This window comes from Rhizobium phaseoli, from assembly GCF_003985125.1.
Lineage (GTDB): Bacteria > Pseudomonadota > Alphaproteobacteria > Rhizobiales > Rhizobiaceae > Rhizobium > Rhizobium phaseoli.
Map to the genome: position 1 here is coordinate 407319 of NZ_ML133566.1, position 19601 is coordinate 426919.

Below are 19601 nucleotides of genomic sequence, written 5' to 3' on the forward strand. Positions count from 1 at the left end.
CGATAACGTCGCTCAGGCGGGATAGATGCCGAGGAAGTGCTGCAGATATTCCGACAGGATCATCGACGGCACCAGCAGCACCAGCGTCAGCGCGCCGACCATCAGCGCGTGATCGTGGCAGATCATCCTGAGGATGCGCGCCAGCACGAAGACCTGCGCCAGCATGAAGGCGAGCAGCAGCAACGAGACGAGGCCGACGGCGCCCGGCAGGAAGAACACCAGCGCCAGCAGCAGGCCGTTGATATAGGAGAGCGGCACGCCGAGCCAGTTGACGCTGACGACGACCGGGGCGAAGCGTTCGCCCATGCGGAAGGCAAGCAGCAGCAGTCCCGCAAAGACCAGCGGCACGATCCAGTTGGCGATCTCGACGAGGCCGAGCCTGATAAAGAAGGCAAGGGTGACATCGGCTTCCGGCGGCATCGAGCGCAGGAAGGCCTGTCGCCACCAGAGCCAGGAAATGCCCATCGGCGGCAGGCACCAGACCATCGCCCAGAACGAGCGGTTGACGCCGCGCTCCGACAGATCGAGGAAACGGAAGCCGCGCGGATCCATCCGGATCAGCAGCCAGAGGCCGGCCAGATAATATTGGACTTCCCTAAGACCCGGCATGCGCGAACCAGCGGTCGATAAAGGTCTCGTAGATCGCCGTCAGCGTCTCCAGATCGGCAACGGCGACGCGCTCGTCGACCATGTGCATCGTCTGACCGACCAGGCCGAACTCGACGACCGGGCAGTAATCCTTGATGAAGCGCGCATCCGACGTGCCGCCGGTGGTCGAAAGCGCCGGCGAGCGGCCGGCCACGGTTTCGACGGCCGAAGACAGCGAGGCGATCAAAGCATTGTTGCGCGTCAGGAAGACGTGGCTCGGCCGGTCGGCCCAGACGATATCGTATTTCACGGGCTCCCGGCCCGGACGCAGCCGGCCGTTGCCGGCGGCCGCATCGAGCCGCCGCAGAATTTCCACACGCAGCGTGTCGACGGTCCAGCTGTCGTTGAAGCGAATGTTGAAGCTTGCCGATGCCTTTGCCGGAATGACGTTGGTGGCTGGATTGCCGACGTCGACCGTCGTCACCTCGAGGTTCGACGGCTGGAAATCGTCGGTGCCGCCGTCGAAGGGCGGATCCATCAGCGCCTGCGTCAGCTGGACGATGCCGCGCACAGGATTGTCGGCAAGGTGCGGATAGGCCGCGTGACCCTGCACGCCGTGCACGGTGATCCGGCCCGACAGCGAGCCGCGCCGGCCGATCTTGATCATGTCGCCGAGCCTGTCGGGATTTGTCGGTTCACCGACCAGGCAGGCATCCCAGCGCTCGCCGCGTTCCGTGGCCCATTGCAGCAGCTTGACGGTGCCGTTGATCGCCGGGCCTTCCTCGTCGCCGGTGATCAGCAAGGAAATCGAGCCCGCCGGCGGGCCGTTCTTCTCGATATGGCGGGCGACGGCGGCGACGAAACAGGCAATGCCGCCCTTCATGTCGACGGCGCCGCGGCCGAAGAGCTCGCCCTTTGCTATCTCGGCGGCAAAGGGCGGGTGTGTCCAGGCGGCTTCGTCGCCGACCGGCACGACATCCGTGTGGCCGGCAAACATCAGGTGCGGGCCGTCGTGGCCGAGGCGGGCATAGAGGTTCTCGATATCGGCTGTGCCCTCTTCGCGTGCCGTCACCTTGTCGACCGTAAAGCCGAGCGGCGTGAGCATGGCGTCGAGCGCCGTGAGCGCGCCGCCTTCGGCGGGCGTCACGGACGGGCAGCGAATCAATGTCTGGAGATTGGCGACGGGGTCGGTTGCGGTCATGGCGGTCGAACTATCCGGCGGGAATGGCAAAGACATGGCAAGGCGGGGCCGCCTCGCGTAAAAAGACGCCGTCTGTTTACCGGATCAATGTGCCGGTGTCATCAATCTCTGAGCAGCTCGTTGATGCCGGTCTTGGAACGGGTCTGTTCGTCGACGCGCTTGACGATGACGGCGCAATAGAGATGGGGTGCCGGCAGGCCGTTTGCCATTGTCGCATTGGCCGAGGCCATCGAACCGGCGACGACGACGGAATAGGGCGGCACTTCGCCGTACATGACCTCACCGGTGGCGCGGTCTACGATCTTGGTCGACTTGCCTATGTAAACACCCATGCCGAGCACCGAGCCCTCACGGATGATGCAGCCTTCGACCACTTCCGAACGGGCGCCGATGAAGCAGTTGTCCTCGATGATCGTCGGGCCGGCCTGCATCGGCTCCAGCACGCCGCCGATGCCGACGCCGCCGGACAGATGCACATGTTTGCCGATCTGGGCGCAGGAACCGACCGTCGCCCAGGTATCAACCATCGTGCCTTCGCCGACATAGGCGCCGAGATTGACGAAGGATGGCATCAGGATGGCGTTCGGCGCGATATAGGCCGAGCGGCGCACGACGCAGTTGGGAACGGCGCGGAAGCCGGCGGCGCGGAACTGGTTCTCGCCCCAGTTCTCGAACTTCGAGGGAACCTTGTCCCACCAGGTGGAATTGCCCGAGCCGCCCTTGACCACCTCCATGTCATTGAGGCGGAAGGAGAGAAGCACGGCCTTCTTCAGCCACTGATTGACCGTCCAGACGCCGTCGGCACCGCGTTCGGCGACACGTGCCTTGCCTTCATCGAGCAGGCTGAGCGCTGCTTCGACCGCATCGCGAACCTCGCCTTTCGTCGACATGTTCACATTATCACGATTGTCGAAGGCGGCTTCGATGGTCTTTTCGAGGGATGCGAGGTCGGTGGCGCTCATGGGAATTCCTTAAACTTCGATCTTTATCGTGGAGACGGCGCAGTCTCCGGAATTGCGGTTGGCGGGATTGCGTCCTGCTCTACAGCATGCGCCCGTGGAATGGAATTATTTTTCGGGCAGGATCGATCTGGTTTCAAGGCGTTATCGCGACATATCCGGCACTAAGGCCGGCAGTACTGAAAGGCATTTCGACATGGCGAAGGGACGAAACGGCGGTTCGAGGCGCAAGGATGGCGTATGGGACCCGCTGAAAAGCAGTTCGACCGACAGGCAGCGGGCGCAGGCCGTGCCGAAGACGCCGCAGACGATGTCGCCGGCCTATCGCCTTGCCTATGTCGACGAGGATTTTCTTTGCCGCGAGGAGCTGCGGCCGATCCGCCTGCAGCTGGAACTCTTGAAGACCGAGATGATGCTGACGGAACGCGGCATCCGCTCGACCGTCGTCATGTTCGGCGGCGCCCGCATTCCCGCCCCCGGCCAGAGCGCCTGGGCGGCGCGCAACGACATCCAGCGCGCCAATCTGGAAGCGGCGTCCGTCTATTATGACGAGGCGCGCAAATTCGCCCGGCTCTGCTCGAAATATTCGGCGAGCTTCGATTTCCAGGAATATGTCATTGTCACCGGCGGTGGTCCCGGCGTCATGGAAGCGGGCAATCGCGGCGCGGCCGATGAGGGCGCCCCCTCGATCGGCCTCAACATCGTGCTGCCGCATGAGCAGGCGCCGAACGCCTATGTAACGCCGGAGCTCAGCTTCAACTTCCACTATTTCGCCATTCGCAAGATGCATTTCATGGTGCGTGCCAAGGCGATCGCGGTCTTTCCCGGTGGTTTCGGAACACTCGACGAATTCTTCGAATGCCTGACGCTGATCCAGACCGGCCGCATGGAGCGGCTGCCGCTGATCCTGTTCGGCGAGGCCTTCTGGCGCCGCATCATCGATTTCGAGGCCTTGGCCGAATTCGGCACGATCGCGCCCGATGACGTCAAGCTGATCAGCTTTGTCGACACCGCCGACGCCGCCTGGAAGATCGTCCAGGATTTCTACGAGCACTAAGCAGAGGGCCACGCGTCGTAACTATGGTCTTTCCCCGCCGGAGCGGGGAAAGAGGGCAATGGTTCGGCGAGCCTTACAGGAGCGGCCGGTCCGGCATGTCGTCGATCGAGATGACGCCGTCCTTGTTGCGGTCCATGCGGGTGAACAGCTTGTCAAAGGCGGCAACCGCTTCCTGTTTGGAGATCTGGCCGTTCTCATCGGTGTCGACCCGGCGCATCATCATCGAGGCGCGCATGAAGCTGCCGCCATGGCGCATCCAGTGATGGCCGTCATGCCCGTCGCGGGGCGGCCGCCCGGCCTCGTTATCCGGCATGTCGGGCGCCGCGCTCGCGTCCTTTTCGCCGCCCGCCTCCTGCTTGTGCTGATCTTTCATCGCCTGCAGCTGCGTCTGCCGGTACTGGCGGATTTCCCCTGGCGTCAGCGAGCCGTCATTGTTGGTGTCGATCGCGGCGAAGACCTTGTCGAGGCCGCTGGTCGCTTCCTCCTTGGAGACCTTTCCGTCCTTGTTCGCGTCGAACTCCTTGAGCATGCGGACATAGGTGATTTCGAGGAAGGCGTCGCGGCCCGGACCGTCCATGCCGGCATGATGCGGACGCGGCCCGTTGCCAGGTGCGGCAAAGCTTGTCCCGGCGGCTGCGCCGAATACGAGGACGGAGGAGAGCGCTGCCAGTATCAGCTTGTTGCGGTACATCGTGTTTCCCTTTCGTAAGGCGTCCCTTGACGAAAGAGGCTATGGCAGCGGGCTGAAAAGACCCAGTTAAACATCGGTAAGCTGGGTGAAACTTTGGTAAGGTCACCGGTAGAGCTTTTCCTGGTTAGATTGAAGCATTCTGCCGGCGATTCCCAAGTCTTGCAGATTTGCTTGGCAAATCTGCGGGAGGGTTGGCTGAAACGGGCCGGCCGATCGACCGGCCGGCTTGGCCGTAGAGCTGGGCTACGACGCGCGCTGGCCGGTCGACCATCCGACTCCGTTTGAGCCAACAGAATGCTTCAATCTAACCAGGAAAAGCTCTCTAGCCGCCGGATCTGGTCACCTTGCCGAGAAATGCAACGAGATCGTCGGTGACGAAATCGATGTGATCCTCCTCGCCGCTGGTCTTTTCCCACCACTCGACGACCGTCTCTTCCAGATTGCGCGGCACGAGCAGAACGGTCTGCATGCCGAGCGCTTTCGGCACCGTCAAATTGCGCGGCAGATCCTCGAACATCGCCGCCTTGCCGGTGTCGACGCGTTTCAGCGCCGCAAACTTGTCATAGGTCGCCTGCGCCGGTTTCGGCACGTAATCGGCGGCGACAATGTCGAAGATATCGTCGAAATGCTCGAGAATGCCGAGCGCTCCTGCGGTCATCTCCGCATGTTTGACGCTGCCGTTGGTGAAAATGAATTTACGCCCCGGCAGCGCCTTGATCGCCTGCCCGAGTTCGGGCTGCGGCATCAGCGCCGAATAATCGATGGCATGCGCCTTTTCGAGAAAGTCGTTCGGATCGATGCCGTGATGGATCATCAGACCCTGCAGCGTCGTCCCGTGCTCGAGATAATATTGCTTCTGCAGCTTGCGCGCCTCTTCCCGCTCCATCTGTAAGAGCGCGGCGACATAGGACGTCATGTTCCGGTCGATCTGCGCGAAGAGATTGACATGATGCGGATAGAGCGTGTTGTCGAGGTCGAAAACCCAGTCGGTAACGTGGTCGAAATCGGCTTTTTCGGGGGTGCGGTCGATCTTTGTCATGCGGTCTTATGGCATGGCTGCCGTGGGAAACCAAAGGCTTTTGCTCAAGTGTCCGGTTTCCCGCCGGCTTCTTAAAAATGCCGCCAGATTTTCACAACTTTAAAGAGATTCTGGCGGAATATCGCCATGGATCGCTGGTGACTTTCTGCCTGCGTCAGACAGGGGGACCCGCAAGGGCGAAGTCGCATGAAGATCGTTCTGATCAATCCGCCGCATACCGCAATCGGCAGCCGTATTCCCGATGATCACCTTCCACCGCTCGGCCTTCTCTCGGTCGCAGGCCCGCTGATCGATGGCGGTCACGATGTCAGCCTCATCGATGCAGAGTTCGGACCGATGACGATTGTGGACATCGTCAACCGGATCACGGCGAACGGACCGGATCTGGTGCTGATCGGCCATTCCGGCTCGACGTCGGCCCATCCGACTGCCCGCGCGATCGCAGAGGCGATCAAGCGCAGCGATCCTGCGATCCGCATCGTCTATGGCGGTGTCTTCCCCACCTACCACTGGCGGGAGGTGCTGGCCGAGACCGAGGCATTCGATATCCTCGTGCGCGGCGAGGGCGAGGAAACGATGCGGCGCCTCGCCGAGGCGCTCGCCGCCAATCGCCCGCTTGATGCCGTTGCCGGCATTGCCTATCGCGATGGCCACGGCGAAATCCACGCAACCCGGCCGGCGCAGGCGATCGCCGATCTCGATGGCTATCGCATCGGCTGGGAACTGATCGACCATGCCCGCTACAGCTATTGGGGTGGCAAGCGGGCGGTCGTGATGCAGTTCTCCCGCGGCTGTCCGCATCTTTGCAATTATTGCGGCCAGCGCGGCTTCTGGACCCGCTGGCGTCACCGCTCGCCGGAGCTGTTTGCCCGCGAGATCGCCAGGCTCCATCGCCAACAGGGTGTCGAGCTCATCAATCTTGCCGACGAGAACCCGACCTCGTCGCGCAGGGCCTGGCTGGCATTCCTCGAAGCGATGATCGCCGAGAATGTACCGGTGCAGATCGTCGGCTCGACGCGCGCGGACGATATCGTCCGCGACGCCGATATCCTGCACCTTTATCGCAAGGCCGGTGTCGTGCGCTGGCTGCTCGGCATGGAAAACACCGATGAGGCAACCCTGGCGCTGATCAAGAAGGGCGGAGCCAAAACAACCGACAGGGAGGCAATCCGGCTTCTGCGTCAACACGATATCCTCTCGATGGCGACCTGGGTCGTCGGTTTCGAAGAGGAGAAGCTCAGCGATCTCTGGCGCGGCTTCCGGCAATTGCTCTCCTACGATCCCGATCAGATCCAGGCGCTTTACGTCACCCCGCATCGCTGGACACCCTTCTTCCGTATCGCCCGCGACCGTCAGGTGATCGAGACCGATATCCGCAAATGGGATTACAAGCATCAGGTCTTGAAGATGCGGTACCTCCACCCGTTCGTGCTGGTCGTCTGCGTCAAGCTCATCGAGGTGGCGGTCCAGGCGCGGCCGAAGGCGCTGATGCGCATCCTCTTCCATCGCGACCGCGAGCAGCGCCATTCGATGCGCTGGTACACTGAGATGGGCCGCCGCGTCTGGTTTCATGAGATCCTCGAATTTCTTTTTCGCCGCCGCCATCTGAAGGACGGCCCGACGCTCGAGAATTTCTGGGGCGCGCCACAGGATGCCGAGGAGGAGTCGATGCTGCGCCCGCAGCGGCATATAAAAAGCCTCGATGCGGCGGAATAAAATAGACGCCCGATTTTCGGCGGACGCGGCCGGCACGGGATGCTAGAAAGCGGACATGCTGTTCGAACGCCCCGATGATGACACGCTCTATGACGCCCTGATCGCGCGCAGCGCCGATTATGAGGGTCAGGCCTATGTCTGCGTCAAGACGACGGGCGTCTTCTGCCGGCTGACCTGCCCGGCGCGCAAGCCGAAGCGGGAAAACACCCTGTTCTTCGAGACGATCGCCGCCTGCATGCATTCCGGCTTTCGCCCCTGCCGGCGCTGCAGGCCGCTGGAGCAGCCGGGCCGGGAGCCGATCGTCGACGCCTTGCTCGCCCGGCTCGAGGAGGAGCCGGAGATCCGCTGGAGCGAAGACGAACTCGTTCGCCGCGGCCACGATCCCTCGACGGTGCGCCGCGCCTTCAAGCGGGCGCTCGGCATGACCTTCCACGATATCGTCCGTTACATCAGGCTTGGCGAGGCGGCCAGGCAGCTCGCCGCCGGGGCGCGTGTCATCGATGCGCAGATCGACGCCGGATACGAATCGCCAAGCGGCTTTCGCACGGCATTCCAGCGGCTCGTCGGCAAGGCGCCGGGTCTGTCGCAGAACCGCGAACTGCTCTTTGCCGATTGGTTCGACACCCCGCTCGGGCCGATGATCGCGGTTGCCGACAAGACGCATCTGCATCTTCTCGAATTTCACGATCGCAAGGCGCTGCCGGCCGAGCTCGAAGCGCTGCAGAGACGGGTCCGCTCCTCGGTCGCGATCGGCCGCACCCCGGTCATCGATCAGATCGAGGCGGAGATCCGGGATTATTTCGAGGGCCGGCTCAGCGTCTTCAGGACGCCGTTGGCGCTCGGCGGCACGCCCTTCGAAAAACATGTCTGGGCAAAGCTGATGGAGATCCCCGTCGGTGAGACGCGCGCCTATGGCGATCTCGCCAGGGAGATGAAGAGGCCGGAGGTGGTGCGTGCCGTCGGCCGCGCCAATGGCGCCAACCAGCTGGCCATCATCGTGCCCTGCCATCGTGTCCTCGGCGCGGACGGGTCGCTGACCGGCTACGGCGGCGGCCTCTGGCGCAAGCAATGGCTGCTGCGGCATGAAGAGAGAATCAGCACGCAAACAACGATGGAGGAGACAGCATGAACCAGACTGAAAAGGTCAGGGCATTCCACGCGCTTCACCAGAAGGGCAATCCGATCGTCCTTTACAATATCTGGGATGCCGGCACCGCGAAGGCGGTGGCAGAAGCCGGCGCCAAGGCGCTGGCGACGGGAAGCTGGTCGGTCGCCGCGGCCCACGGTTATGCCGACGGCGAGAAGCTGCCGATGTCGGTGCTGGTCGAGACGGCGAAATCCATCACCGATTTCGTCGACCTGCCGCTTTCGGTCGATTTCGAAGGCGCCTATTCGGCGGAGCCCGAAGGTGCGGCGGCCAACGTCGCCAGGCTGGTCGAGGTCGGCGCTGTCGGCATCAATTTCGAAGATCGGGTCGTTGCCGGCGAGGGGCTCTATCCCGTCGAGAGCCAGGCGGCCCGCATCCGCGCCATTCGCGCCATGGCCGACGGCAAGGACATCCCCTTCTTCATCAACGCCCGCACCGATCTCTTCCTGGCCGAGAGCGATCTTGCCAAACATGCCGGTCTGGTGGACGAGGCGATTGCGCGGGGCAGGGCCTATGCCGCCGCCGGCGGCAACGGCTTCTTCGTGCCCGGCCTGATCGACCCCGGTTTGATCGAAAAGATCTGCGCGGCATCGTCGCTGCCGGTCAATGTCATGATGCGGGCAGGTGCGCCCGATGTGAAAACCCTGGCACGGCTCGGTGTCGGCCGCATCAGCTACGGGCCGGGGCCCTACCGCTCGATGATGGAAAAATTGAAGCAGGAGGCGGCGGCGGTTTACAGCCAGCTCTGAGATGTTTGCGGGCCGCAGCCGCATGAAAGGCTGCGGCCCGAAAATGACCTCACGAACGGAAGCGCAGATTGCGCCGCGTCAGCTGGTCGACGGAGGTGCAGCCCATCAGCTTCATGCCGCGTTCGATCTCGGTGCGCATCGTCTCCAGCGCCCTTTCGACGCCGGGCCGTCCGGCGGCGGCAAGCGGGAAGAGATAGTAGCGGCCGAGCCCGACGGCCTTCGCCCCCAGCGACAAGGCTTTCAGAACATGCGTGCCCCGCTGTACGCCGCCATCCATCATCACGTCGATCCGGTCGCCGACGGCATCGACGATCTCTGCAAGCTGATCGAAGGCGCTGCGCGAGCCATCGAGCTGGCGCCCGCCATGATTGGACAGCACGATGCCGGTGCAGCCGATTTCGACGGCGCGTTTGGCGTCTTCGACCGACATGATGCCCTTCAGGCAGAAATGCCCGCCCCAGGCGCGCACCATCTCCGCCACGTCGTCCCACGACATCGAGGGATCGAGCATTTCGGTGAAGTAGCGGCTGATCGATAGCGCCCCGCCATCCATCTTGACGTGGTTTTCGAGCTGCGGCAGCCGGAAGCGCTCATGCGTCAGCCAGTCGATCGCCCAGGAGGGTTTGATCGCAAACTGGGTCATGCCGGCGAGATTGAGCTTGAAGGGAATGGCAAAACCGGTGCGCTTGTCGCGCTCGCGGTTGCCGCCGGTGATGCTGTCGACCGTCAGCATCATCGCCTGCACGCCGGCATTTTTCGCCCGCGCCATCATCTCGTGGTTGAGGCCGCGATCCTTGTGGAAATAGAACTGATAGACCTGCGGCCCGGCGCTGATTTGGCGGGCTTCCTCCAGGCTGATCGTGCCGAGCGACGAGACGCCGAACATCGTGCCGTGTTTGGCTGCCGCCGCCGCGACCGCCCGCTCCCCCTGATGGTGAAACAGCCGCTGCAGCGCCGTCGGCGAGCAATAGACCGGCATGGCCAGCTTCTGCCCCATGACCGTCACCGACATGTCGACCTCGGCCACCCCGCGCAAAACATTGGGCACCAGATCGCAAGCCTCGAAGGCCGCGGTATTGCGCCGATAGGTCACCTCGTCATCGGCGGCACCATCGATATAATCGAAGATCGGCCCGGGAAGCCGTCGTTTGGCCATGCGCCGGAAATCGTGAAAATTATAGCAGTCTGTAAGGCGCATCTGTTTGCTCGACCCGTTAAGTTCTCGGGGCGCAACCTAAAGCACGATTCGAAATCTTGCCAAGTCTAGATCGTGCGATTTGCGACCTGTCGCGTGGATATTGCGGCTTGGTGGGTTTGCAGGAGGATAATGATCCGCGGCGCCTCGACGCACCTCATCCATAGGCTGCCGTCTCTCTCCAGCCTCTGCCTCGGCGCGGCATCCTCCGACATCCCTCATCCTGAGGTGCGTAGCCCGCAGGGCGAAGCCTCGAAGGACACGCCGCAGCATCGCTCCTTGCACGCATCGACCGCCAGCGCACCCGCCCCGCCCTTCGAGGCCCATCCGGGGCACCTCAGGGTGAGGCTCTCTTGAATGCCGGCGATATATTCGATCAGGGAACGATCAGCGTGCCGATGCCGTGTTCGGTGAAGATCTCGAGCAGGACGGAATGGGCGGTCTTGCCGTTCAGGATGACGACGCCCTGGACGCCGGCCTTGATCGCGTCGATGCAGGTCTCGACCTTCGGGATCATGCCGCCGGAGATCGTGCCGTCGGCGATCAGCGCATGCGCTTCGGCGACGGAAAGCTCCTTGATGAGTTGGCTGTTCTTGTCGAGCACGCCGGGCACGTCGGTCAGGAACAGCAGGCGGGTGGCGTTCAGCGCCCCGGCGATGGCGCCGGCGAAGGTGTCGGCGTTGATATTATAGGTCGCGCCGTCGCGGCCGGGGGCGACTGGGGCGATGACCGGGATCATTTCCGAGCGGGCAAGCAGATCGAGCAGCGTGCGGTCGACCTCGACCACCTCGCCGACGAAACCAAGGTCGAGCACGCGCTCGATGTTGGAATCCGGATCCTTGATGGTCTTGCGCGCCTTTTCGGCGAAGACCATGTTGCCGTCCTTGCCGCAAAGGCCGATTGCCCATTCGCCGGTCTGGTTGATCAGCGCGACGATCTCCTTGTTGATCGAACCGGCAAGCACCATCTCGACGATCTCGACCGTCTTTTGGTCGGTGACACGCAGCCCGCCCTCGAATTTCGATTCGATGCCCATCTTGTTCAGCATGGCGCCGATCTGCGGGCCGCCGCCGTGAACGACGATCGGGTTGACGCCCGACTGCTTCAGAAGCGCGATGTCGCTGGCAAAGGCCTTGCCGAGCTCGGGATTGCCCATGGCGTGACCGCCGTATTTCACCACGATCGTCTTGTTCTCATAACGCTGCATGAAGGGCAGCGCCTGGGCGAGAAGACGTGCCTGGATTTCGCTTTCGGACTCGTTCATGGGAACCCCGCAGGAATTGATCGCGGCCTTTTATCGCAAGTTTCTGACAGAGGGAATAATCCAGAACGCAATAGTTTTTCGTATGTGGCGCAAAGACCGGGCAATTCGGCCCGGCCGTCCGGCGCAACACGATATGAGGAACGGCATGCAAGGCGATGAGATCAAGGAACTGATCGGCCGGGTCGCGCTCGGCGACCGCACGGCATTCGTTGCCCTCTACAACCAGACCGCACCGAAACTTTTAGCCATCTGCCTGCGTATCTTGAAGGACCGGGGGGAGGCCGAGGAAGCGCTGCAGGAGGTCTATATCAGCATCTGGCAACGCGCCCGCAGCTTCCAGGCGGCCTCGGGCTCATCCTCGGCATGGCTTTCGGCAATTGCCCGCAACCGGTCGATCGATCTGCTGCGCGCGCGCAAGCCCGTCGCCGACGAACTCGACAGCGCTTACGATCTTGCCGATGCCGCGCCAGACCCGGAAAGGCAGACAGTGACGAAGGATGAAGGAAGGCGGATTGACACCTGCATGGAAGAGTTGGAAGCTGATCGTGCGGTCGCCGTGAAACGGGCTTATGTCGAAGGGCTGAGCTATCAGGAACTGGCCGATCAGTTTGGCGTTCCGCTGAACACGATGCGGACCTGGCTCAGGCGCAGCCTCTTGAAACTGAGAGAGTGCATGGAACGATGACATCGCCCGATAAAAGCAAGGGAGACCGCTCCCGAGACGAGGTTCTCGCCGGCGAATATGTTTTGGGCGTGCTGTCGCTGCAGGATCGCCGGGTGGTGGAAGAGCGCATGCGCCACGATCGCCCATTTGCGGCGATCGTCAGCCGCTGGGAAGCCAATCTCTCCGCCTTCAACGACGAATATGACGGTGTTGCGCCGAACCGGGAAACCTTCAAGCAGATCGAGTCCCGGCTGTTCGGTGACGCCGGCAAGCCCGCCTCCTTCTCGCAGGGACTGTGGAATTCGGCGGTCTTCTGGCGCTCGCTGGCCTTCGCCTGCATCGTCGTCGCCGTCAGCGCCGTCATCTTCGCCTCCGGCGTGGTGCCGCAGCCCGAGGGACCGACACCTTTGGTGGCCGAGCTTTCGGGTGAAAACAACGCGATCAATCTCCGCGCCTCCTACGAGCTGCAAAGCGGCCGGCTGAAGATCGTGCCGGTCGCTGCCGGCAAGCCGGAGGAGAAATCGCTGGAGCTTTGGCTCGTGCCGGGCAGCGGCCTACCGAAGTCGCTCGGCGTCTTCCAGCCCGGCGAAAGCGGCGAGCTCGTCATTCCCGCCGAACTGCGCAGCCATGTCACGGATGGCGCAACCCTTGCCGTCAGCCTCGAACCGTTCGGCGGCTCGCCGACCGGACAGGCAACCGGCCAGATCGTTGCAAGCGGCACCGTGCGCCGGCCATAAGCAGGCGCCGGCATTCTCAGTCGCCGGCCGTAAAATCATTTTCTCCTGTCTGAAACTCTTCGGCGCGAACCTCCGTAGTTCGACATATCCGGACGACGCTCAGGCATAAGGCCCCGCGGATGGTGTCCGGTGAGGAGAAAATCATGATCAAGTCCCTGTTGCGCGGTTTCGCGCTCGCCACCGTCCTGTCCGCTGCCGCCTTTGCCGCCGCCAAGAACCCGATCGTTGGCGGCGCCGCGATGTTCGACAGCAAGAACATCATCGAAAATGCCATGAATTCCAAGGATCACACGACGCTGGTTGCTGCCGTCAAGGCCGCCGGCCTGGTCGGTACACTCGAGGGCAAAGGCCCCTTCACCGTCTTTGCGCCGACCAACGAAGCTTTCGCGGCGCTGCCGAAAGGCACCGTCGAGACGCTGCTGAAGCCGGAAAACAAGGCGACGCTGACCAAGGTTCTGACCTGCCATGTCGTGGCTGCCGACGCGATGGCCAAGACCGTCGCCAAGATGATCAAGGCTGACGGCGGCGAACACGACATCAAGACCGTCGGCGGCTGCGTCATCAGAGCCCGGCAAGACATGGGCAAGATCACCCTGACCGACGAAAACGGCGATGTCGCACATGTGACGATCGCCGACGTCAAACAGTCGAACGGCGTCATCCACGTCGTCGACAAGGTGCTGCTGCCGAAAATGTAAGATCACTAATGCCTGTCGCCCGGAAGTGTGCCGCGGTTCCGGGAGAACGACATGCATCAAAACAAGAGTTAAAGCGCGTCGCATCAATCAAGTTTGATGCGACGCGCTTCAGTATCGGCAGAGGCGGGGCGCGCTTCGGGGCGCCCCCTTTATTTCCAGTTTGCGATGCCGACGGTTTGCGCGATCGCCTGGCGCAGATCATCGAGCCCGTCGCCCTTTTCGGACGAGGTGGAGAGCACGGCGGGATAGGCGGCCGGCCGCTTGCGGATCTTGTCCGCCGTCTCGGCCAGCAGCTTCGGCACGGCCGGCGCCTTGATCTTGTCGGTCTTGGTCAGCACCAGCTGATAGGAGACGGCGGCCTTGTCGAGCAGGGTGAGCACGTCCTCGTCATTCTTCTTGATGCCGTGGCGGCTGTCGATCAGCACGTAGACGCGCTTCAGCGTCGCGCGGCCGCGCAGGTAATCGAAGACAAGTTTGGTCCATTTGTCGACCTGCTCCTTCGGCGCCTGCGCGTAGCCGTAACCCGGCATGTCGACGATCGCCATCGGCGGCAGGTCGCCGCCTTCGCCGGAATAGCCGTCCGGAACGAAATAATTGAGCTCCTGCGTGCGCCCCGGCGTGTTCGAGGTGCGCGCCAGGCCCTTCTGGCCGACCAGTGCATTGATCAACGACGATTTGCCGACATTCGAGCGGCCGGCAAAGGCCACTTCCGACGGCCCCTCCGGTGGCAGGAAAGTGAGCGACGGGACGCCGCGGATGAAGATCCAGGGGTGGCCGAAGAGCGGCTTTTCGGTTTCGGGCATGCGGGGCTCGGCAATCCTAGGGTTCGGTCTTCTGTCGGCTTCGTGGTTTTACGGGCGGATGTCAAGCTTTCAGGCGGTCCGCGCCGCGCGTCGCGGGCCGGCCAGAGCATGATGCCGAAAAGTGTAGGCGGTTTTCGGGCGACATCATGCTCTAACTCTTTAATTGAGAACAGGATGATTTTAGGCCGAACGGGCCTAAAATCATCCTGTTCTAGAAATGAAAAGCCCCGCCGGAGCGGGGCTTGAGAGCATCATTTCGATGGCGCCGTTTTTCGTCGGAACAGGCCCTTGAGATTGTCGAAGAGCTCGATCTTGACGCCATGGCGCTTCATGATCACCGACTGCTGGATCACCGAGAGCGTGTTGTTCCAGGCCCAGTAGATGACGAGGCCGGCCGGGAAGCTTGCCAGCATGAACATGAACACCAGCGGCATCCAGTTGAAGATCATCGCCTGCGTCGGATCGGGCGGAGTCGGGTTCATGCGCATCTGCAGGAACATGGTGACGCCCATGATCAGCGGCCAGACCCCGAGATGCAGGAATGTCGGCGCCGTGAAGGGCAGCAGGCCGAACAGGTTGACGATCGTCGTTGGATCGGGCGCCGAAAGGTCCTGGATCCAGCCGAAGAAAGGCGCGTGGCGCATTTCGATGGTGATGTAGATCACCTTGTAGAGCGAGAAGAAGATCGGGATCTGCAGCGCCACCGGCCAGCAGCCGGCGATCGGATTGATCTTCTCTTCCTTGTAGAGCTGCATCGTTGCCTGCTGCAGGCCCATGCGGTCGTCGCCGAACTTCGCCTTCAGCTCTTCCATCTTCGGCTGCATGCGCTTCATGTTCGCCATCGACGCATATTGCTTGCTGGCGAGCGGGAAGAACAGCGCCTTGACGACGATGGTGGTGCACAGGATCGCGACACCGAAATTGCCGAAGAAGCGGAAGAAGAAATCCATCAGCTTGAACATCGGCTTGGTGATGAAATAGAACCAGCCCCAGTCGATCAGGCGGTCGAACCTCGGGATCGAATAGCTGGCCTCATAACCGTCGATGACGGGCACTTCCTTGGCACCGGCGAAGACCAGGTTCTTCAGCTCGATCGACTGGCCGGGTGCAACGGTGAAGGCATCGTCCTTGTAGTCGGCCTGATAACGCGGCTGACCGTCGGCAAAATGCGAGAAACGCGCCTCATAGGCAGACGCCTGCGGCGGAACGATGGTCGCGGCCCAGTATTTATCGGTGATGCCGAGCCAGCCGCCGGTGGATTTTGCCGGCATCACGGCTTCCTTCTCGACGGCGGTATACTTGCTTTCGATCAGGCCGTCATCGCCGATGACGCCGATGAAACCTTCATGCAGGACGTAGGCCGATGGCGTCGTCGGCTTGTTGTACCGTGTCACGCGGCCGTAGGAGGAGAGCGAGACGGGCGCCTGGCCGGTGTTCGCGACCTTGTCGGCGATCGTGAACATGTAGCGTTCGTCGACGGAAATCGTGCGGGTAAAGGTCAGGCCCTTGTCGTTGGTATAGCTGAGCGTCACCGGTGTCTTCTCGGTGAGCTCGGCGCCTTCCGGCGCCGTCCACAGCGTCGAGGCGCCGGGAACGCTGCCGGTGGCATCGCTGCCGATATAGCCTAGCTCGGTGAAGTAGCCATCCTTGGTCTCGGCCGGGCTGAACAGGGTGATGATCGGGCTCGAGTCGTCGACGGTCTCGTGATAGCCCTTGAGCTTCAGGTCGTCGAGACGGGCGCCGGCAAGGTTGATCGAGCCGGAAAGGGCGGGAGTGTCGATGGCAACGCGCGGGGTCTTTGCGAGCGCCTGCTCGAGCGTCGCTGTTGCGACGGCCTGACCGGAAGGTGCCGTACCGCTCGTCGGGGCCGGCGTCGCGCCGCCGGCGGCAGGCTGCTGTACCTGCTCGGTCTGCTGCTGCGCCTTCTGGGCTTCCTGCGCCTTGCGCTGGGCCTCGATGCGCGGATTCATATAGAGAAACTGCCAGCCGAGGACGATCAGCACCGAGAGAGCGATCGCAATGAAATAATTGCGGTTGTTTTCCATCATACGTTCCTGGGGCGCCCGTCTCCGGAGCGCCGGTGTTTCGGCCTGGTTTCCACGCGAAGCTTCAGCTCCGCGGCCAATTCCTGGAAGGACGCATCAAGCACGTCCCTGCGCGCGACAACCACATAGTCGTGTCCGGGCTGCATTGCAAATCCCGCATGAAGCCGCACCGCCTCTTTCAGGCGGCGGCGCATGCGGTTCCGTTCGACCGCGTTGCCATGTTTTTTGGTGACTGTAAAACCGACGCGAGCCTGGCTGTCGGGTTCCTTCCGGTCGAGGACTTCTAGAAGGAAGAGACCGCCGCGGCGTTTTTCGCCCTCGCGCACGGCAAGAAACTGCGGGCGGCTCTTCAGCCGCCCGACAGCATATTTCTTCTCACTGGTCGTCAATTCGCCCGCCATCTCTTACCGGGCAACCCGGCCTTAAGCCGAAAGACGCTTGCGGCCCTGCGCGCGGCGGGCAGCGATGACCTTGCGGCCACCCTTCGTGGACATGCGCGCACGGAAGCCGTGGCGACGCTTGCGAACAAGCTTGGATGGTTGGTAGGTACGCTTCATTTATTTAAACACCGCGGAGTGCGGCCCTTCTTGAATTTGCATGATGCAAGGAGCGTTGTTTTTCGAACGGGCGGGCCATGAAAGGCCTGAATGACCGGACGTGCGGCGGCTTATACGGATGAAGCCCGGCAAAGTCAATTATGCCAGAGAATTTCACTGGCGCGGTCGCCGCCGGCTGCGGTTTTCGCATTGTGGTGTTAATAAAGACGGCTCGCGCCGAGAAGTTGTACTTCGGCACTGGATTAGCTCAATCTCCTGAAATTTCAATGGCTTGAAGCCACGGGGAAGGGCCGGGTCGGCAATGTTTTGTTCTCTTAATCGTAAATATTGGAAATCTAACTTTAATCAATTTCGCCGATAGTCAGCGCATCGGCTGGAATTTGCTTTCCAGGCAGTGGCGTAGCTAGGAGGCATTGCATTGAAGATCCGTGGGAAAATTAATCTGCTGGTTTGCGTGATGGGCGCGGTGGCGCTTCTGATCGGCGCAACGGCATTGTCCGCTATGGCTGAATACAGCCGCAATCTCACGGCTTACGAGCATGCCGCCGCCCGCGCCTATGCCGGTGAACGCCTCAACCGTTTCGTCACCGCCGTCGTCATGGAATCGCGCGGTATTTACGCGGCCAAGTCGATCAAGGATACGCCGAACTTCGCCAAGGGCCTGACGGCCGGCCTCGACGAAATCGACAAGGTGATCGCCGGCTGGGCGCCGCTCGTGCCCGAGGCCGAAAAGGACAATTTCGCCAAGCTCGTCGCACGCGCCGCCGAATTCCGCACCTTCCGCACGGAAACGGCCCGCCTCGGCACCGAGGTCGGCCCCGAGGCCGCCAGCGCCCAGGGCAACAATGACGCCAACCGCGCCAACCGCAAGGCATTCCAGGCCGAGATCGATGCCGTTGTCGCCACCGACAAGGCAGCGCTTCAGGCCGTCAATGATGAGATCGAGAGCTTCCGTTCCTGGGTGCTGATGCTCGTCCTCGGCATCACCGGCATCGGCATCGCGGTCGGCATCGGCATGGGCTTTTATATCGGCACCAGCCATCTCAGCCGTCCGATCAAGCGCGTCACCCATGCGATCAAGGAGGTCGCCGACGGCAATTTCGAGGCCGAGGTTCCGTTTGCCGGCCGCAAGGACGAAATCGGCGAGATGGCCGCCGCAGTCGCGGTCTTCAAGGAGAACGGCCTTGCCGTCAAGCGCCTGAACGCCCAGGAAGCGGCGATGCGCGCCAAGAGCGATGATCTGCAGTCGAGCATGTCGGTCGTCGTCGCCGCGGCTGCAGCCGGCGATTTCAGCCACCGCATCGACAAGGATTATCAGGACGAGAACCTCAACCAGTTCGCCGGCAACATCAACACGCTGCTGTCGAGCGTCGATGCCGGCATCGGCGAGACGCGCCGCGTCATCGCAAGCCTTGCCGAAGGCGACCTCACCCAGACGATGAACGGCAACTTCCAGGGCGCCTTCGCCGAGCTGCAGCAGAATGTCAACAACAGCTTCGTGACGCTGCAGGCGACGATGCGCGAAGTGCGCGAGACGACGGAAGCGATGAACGGCAACACCGCCGAGCTGCGCAATGCCAGCGACGACCTGTCGAAGCGCACCGAGCAGCAGGCCGCCGCCCTCGAGCAGACCTCCGCCGCGCTCGATCAGATTACCGCGGTCGTCCAGAACTCCACCGAGCGGGCGCATGAAGCCACCGTCATGGTGTCGGAAGCCAAGGAAAATGCCGGCCGCTCCGGCGTCGTCGTGCGCAATGCCGTCGAGGCGATGGGCCGCATCGAACAGGCCTCGCGCGAGATCAGCCAGATCATCAATGTCATCGACGAAATCGCCTTCCAGACCAATCTTCTGGCGCTGAATGCCGGTGTCGAAGCGGCCCGCGCCGGTGAGGCCGGCAAGGGCTTTGCCGTGGTCGCCCAGGAAGTGCGCGAACTTGCCCAGCGCTCGGCAACGGCCGCCAAGGACATCAAGGCGCTGATCACCAAGTCGGGCGACGAGGTCCAGGTCGGCGTCAAGCTCGTCCAGGCAACCGGCGAGGCGCTGTCGGAAATTGGCACCCGCGTCATTGCCATCAACGATCATATCCATTCGATCGCCACCGCCGCGGTCGAGCAGTCGACCGGCCTCAAGGAGGTCAACACCGCCGTCAATCAGATGGATCAGGTGACCCAGCAGAACGCCGCGATGGTGGAGGAAACCTCCGCCGCCACCCACAGGCTTTCGGCCGAAGCCAACGGGCTGGTGCACCTCATCGCCCGCTTCAAGCTGTCGGATGGGCCGGCACCCGTGGCGCTCGTCCGCAACGAGCCGCACCGCCAGCCGGTCGCCTCGCCCGCCCGCCGGGCGATCGCCAAGGTCGCCCGCGCCTTCGGCGGCGGCAATACGGCCGCGGCCGAACAGAGCTGGGAAGAGTTCTGATCTCCGACCCTTCACGCACCTTCGAGCGCCGCCTGCGGGCGGCGTTTTCTTTGTGACGACGTGACGCTGATC

At 62.5% G+C, this 19601-nt stretch carries 19 protein-coding genes; 8 read left to right on the forward strand and 11 right to left on the reverse strand.

What is annotated here, in order from left to right; genetic code table 11:
* Window positions 1-12: 12 nt before the first annotated feature.
* The 3 genes from EFD56_RS05155 to dapD form a co-directional block, all read right to left on the reverse strand.
* Entirely contained in the window at window positions 13-609 is a 597-nt protein-coding gene (locus tag EFD56_RS05155; protein ID WP_004675461.1) for a hypothetical protein, read from the reverse strand.
* The gene (gene dapE, locus EFD56_RS05160) at window positions 596-1789 is read right to left on the reverse strand and encodes a succinyl-diaminopimelate desuccinylase (RefSeq protein WP_126904857.1); all 1194 of its coding nucleotides are present in this window, start codon (window positions 1787-1789) and stop codon (window positions 596-598) included. Before dapE ends, EFD56_RS05155 begins: the two co-directional genes overlap by 14 nt.
* 101 nt (window positions 1790-1890) lie before the next feature.
* The gene (gene dapD / locus EFD56_RS05165; RefSeq protein ID WP_064817330.1) at window positions 1891-2751 is read right to left on the reverse strand and encodes a 2,3,4,5-tetrahydropyridine-2,6-dicarboxylate N-succinyltransferase; all 861 of its coding nucleotides are present in this window, start codon (window positions 2749-2751) and stop codon (window positions 1891-1893) included.
* A 193-nt stretch (window positions 2752-2944) separates the two neighbouring features.
* Here dapD and EFD56_RS05170 point away from each other — a divergent pair, with 193 nt between their 5' ends.
* Window positions 2945-3805, forward strand: coding sequence for an LOG family protein (locus EFD56_RS05170; protein ID WP_126904858.1), 861 nt, complete (start codon window positions 2945-2947; stop codon window positions 3803-3805).
* A 73-nt stretch (window positions 3806-3878) separates the two neighbouring features.
* Here the strand turns inward: EFD56_RS05170 and EFD56_RS05175 are convergent, their stop codons facing one another.
* Window positions 3879-4496, reverse strand: a complete 618-nt coding sequence (locus tag EFD56_RS05175) for an EF-hand domain-containing protein (RefSeq protein WP_126904859.1) — start codon at window positions 4494-4496, stop codon at window positions 3879-3881.
* Window positions 4497-4818: 322 nt separating this feature from the next.
* Complete coding sequence (locus tag EFD56_RS05185; protein WP_010008939.1) at window positions 4819-5535, reverse strand: pyrimidine 5'-nucleotidase; 717 nt, start codon at window positions 5533-5535, stop codon at window positions 4819-4821.
* A gap of 186 nt (window positions 5536-5721) precedes the next feature.
* Between EFD56_RS05185 and bchE the strand changes: the two genes are divergently transcribed.
* The 3 genes from bchE to EFD56_RS05200 are packed head-to-tail and all read left to right on the forward strand — an operon-like array spanning window position 5722 to window position 9147.
* On the forward strand, window positions 5722-7251 hold the full coding sequence (gene bchE / locus EFD56_RS05190; RefSeq protein ID WP_126904860.1) for a magnesium-protoporphyrin IX monomethyl ester anaerobic oxidative cyclase: 1530 nt from the start codon (window positions 5722-5724) through the stop codon (window positions 7249-7251).
* A 55-nt stretch (window positions 7252-7306) separates the two neighbouring features.
* Complete coding sequence (locus tag EFD56_RS05195; RefSeq protein ID WP_126904861.1) at window positions 7307-8380, forward strand: bifunctional transcriptional activator/DNA repair enzyme AdaA; 1074 nt, start codon at window positions 7307-7309, stop codon at window positions 8378-8380.
* Window positions 8377-9147 (forward strand): isocitrate lyase/PEP mutase family protein, encoded by a 771-nt coding sequence (locus EFD56_RS05200; protein ID WP_126904862.1) that lies wholly within the window; start codon window positions 8377-8379, stop codon window positions 9145-9147. The genes EFD56_RS05195 and EFD56_RS05200 overlap by 4 nt, the downstream gene beginning before the upstream one ends.
* A gap of 49 nt (window positions 9148-9196) precedes the next feature.
* Here EFD56_RS05200 and EFD56_RS05205 read toward each other — a convergent pair whose 3' ends face one another.
* A complete protein-coding gene (locus EFD56_RS05205) occupies window positions 9197-10345 on the reverse strand; it encodes an alpha-hydroxy acid oxidase (RefSeq protein ID WP_126904863.1) in 1149 nt (382 codons plus the stop codon).
* Window positions 10346-10718: 373 nt separating this feature from the next.
* Window positions 10719-11606 carry an acetylglutamate kinase gene (gene argB / locus EFD56_RS05210; RefSeq protein WP_126904864.1) on the reverse strand — a complete coding sequence of 296 codons (888 nt, stop codon included), beginning with the start codon at window positions 11604-11606 and terminating at the stop codon, window positions 10719-10721.
* A gap of 145 nt (window positions 11607-11751) precedes the next feature.
* On the opposite strand from argB, the gene EFD56_RS05215 reads away from it, so the two are divergent.
* The 3 genes from EFD56_RS05215 (at window position 11752) to EFD56_RS05225 (ending at window position 13705) form a co-directional block, all read left to right on the forward strand.
* Window positions 11752-12291: a sigma-70 family RNA polymerase sigma factor gene (locus tag EFD56_RS05215; RefSeq protein ID WP_085743558.1), complete on the forward strand. Its 540-nt coding sequence runs from the start codon at window positions 11752-11754 to the stop codon at window positions 12289-12291.
* Entirely contained in the window at window positions 12288-13007 is a 720-nt protein-coding gene (locus EFD56_RS05220) for an anti-sigma factor (RefSeq protein ID WP_126904865.1), read from the forward strand. The genes EFD56_RS05215 and EFD56_RS05220 overlap by 4 nt, the downstream gene beginning before the upstream one ends.
* Window positions 13008-13150: 143 nt before the next feature.
* Window positions 13151-13705, forward strand: a complete 555-nt coding sequence (locus EFD56_RS05225; protein WP_037143050.1) for a fasciclin domain-containing protein — start codon at window positions 13151-13153, stop codon at window positions 13703-13705.
* Between the two features lie 149 nt (window positions 13706-13854).
* Here the strand turns inward: EFD56_RS05225 and yihA are convergent, their stop codons facing one another.
* The 4 genes from yihA to rpmH all read right to left on the reverse strand — a co-directional run bounded on the left by yihA (window position 13855) and on the right by rpmH (window position 17110).
* Window positions 13855-14508 (reverse strand): ribosome biogenesis GTP-binding protein YihA/YsxC, encoded by a 654-nt coding sequence (yihA, locus tag EFD56_RS05230; protein WP_016734930.1) that lies wholly within the window; start codon window positions 14506-14508, stop codon window positions 13855-13857.
* A gap of 251 nt (window positions 14509-14759) precedes the next feature.
* Window positions 14760-16553 (reverse strand): membrane protein insertase YidC, encoded by a 1794-nt coding sequence (gene yidC, locus EFD56_RS05235; RefSeq protein WP_126904866.1) that lies wholly within the window; start codon window positions 16551-16553, stop codon window positions 14760-14762.
* Entirely contained in the window at window positions 16553-16954 is a 402-nt protein-coding gene (gene rnpA, locus EFD56_RS05240) for a ribonuclease P protein component (protein ID WP_004673114.1), read from the reverse strand. The genes yidC and rnpA overlap by 1 nt, the downstream gene beginning before the upstream one ends.
* Before the next feature lie 21 nt (window positions 16955-16975).
* Window positions 16976-17110, reverse strand: a complete 135-nt coding sequence (rpmH, locus tag EFD56_RS05245) for a 50S ribosomal protein L34 (RefSeq protein ID WP_008524438.1) — start codon at window positions 17108-17110, stop codon at window positions 16976-16978.
* 418 nt (window positions 17111-17528) lie between these two features.
* On the opposite strand from rpmH, the gene EFD56_RS05250 reads away from it, so the two are divergent.
* Window positions 17529-19529: a methyl-accepting chemotaxis protein gene (locus EFD56_RS05250; protein WP_037143054.1), complete on the forward strand. Its 2001-nt coding sequence runs from the start codon at window positions 17529-17531 to the stop codon at window positions 19527-19529.
* Window positions 19530-19601: the final 72 nt, after the last annotated feature.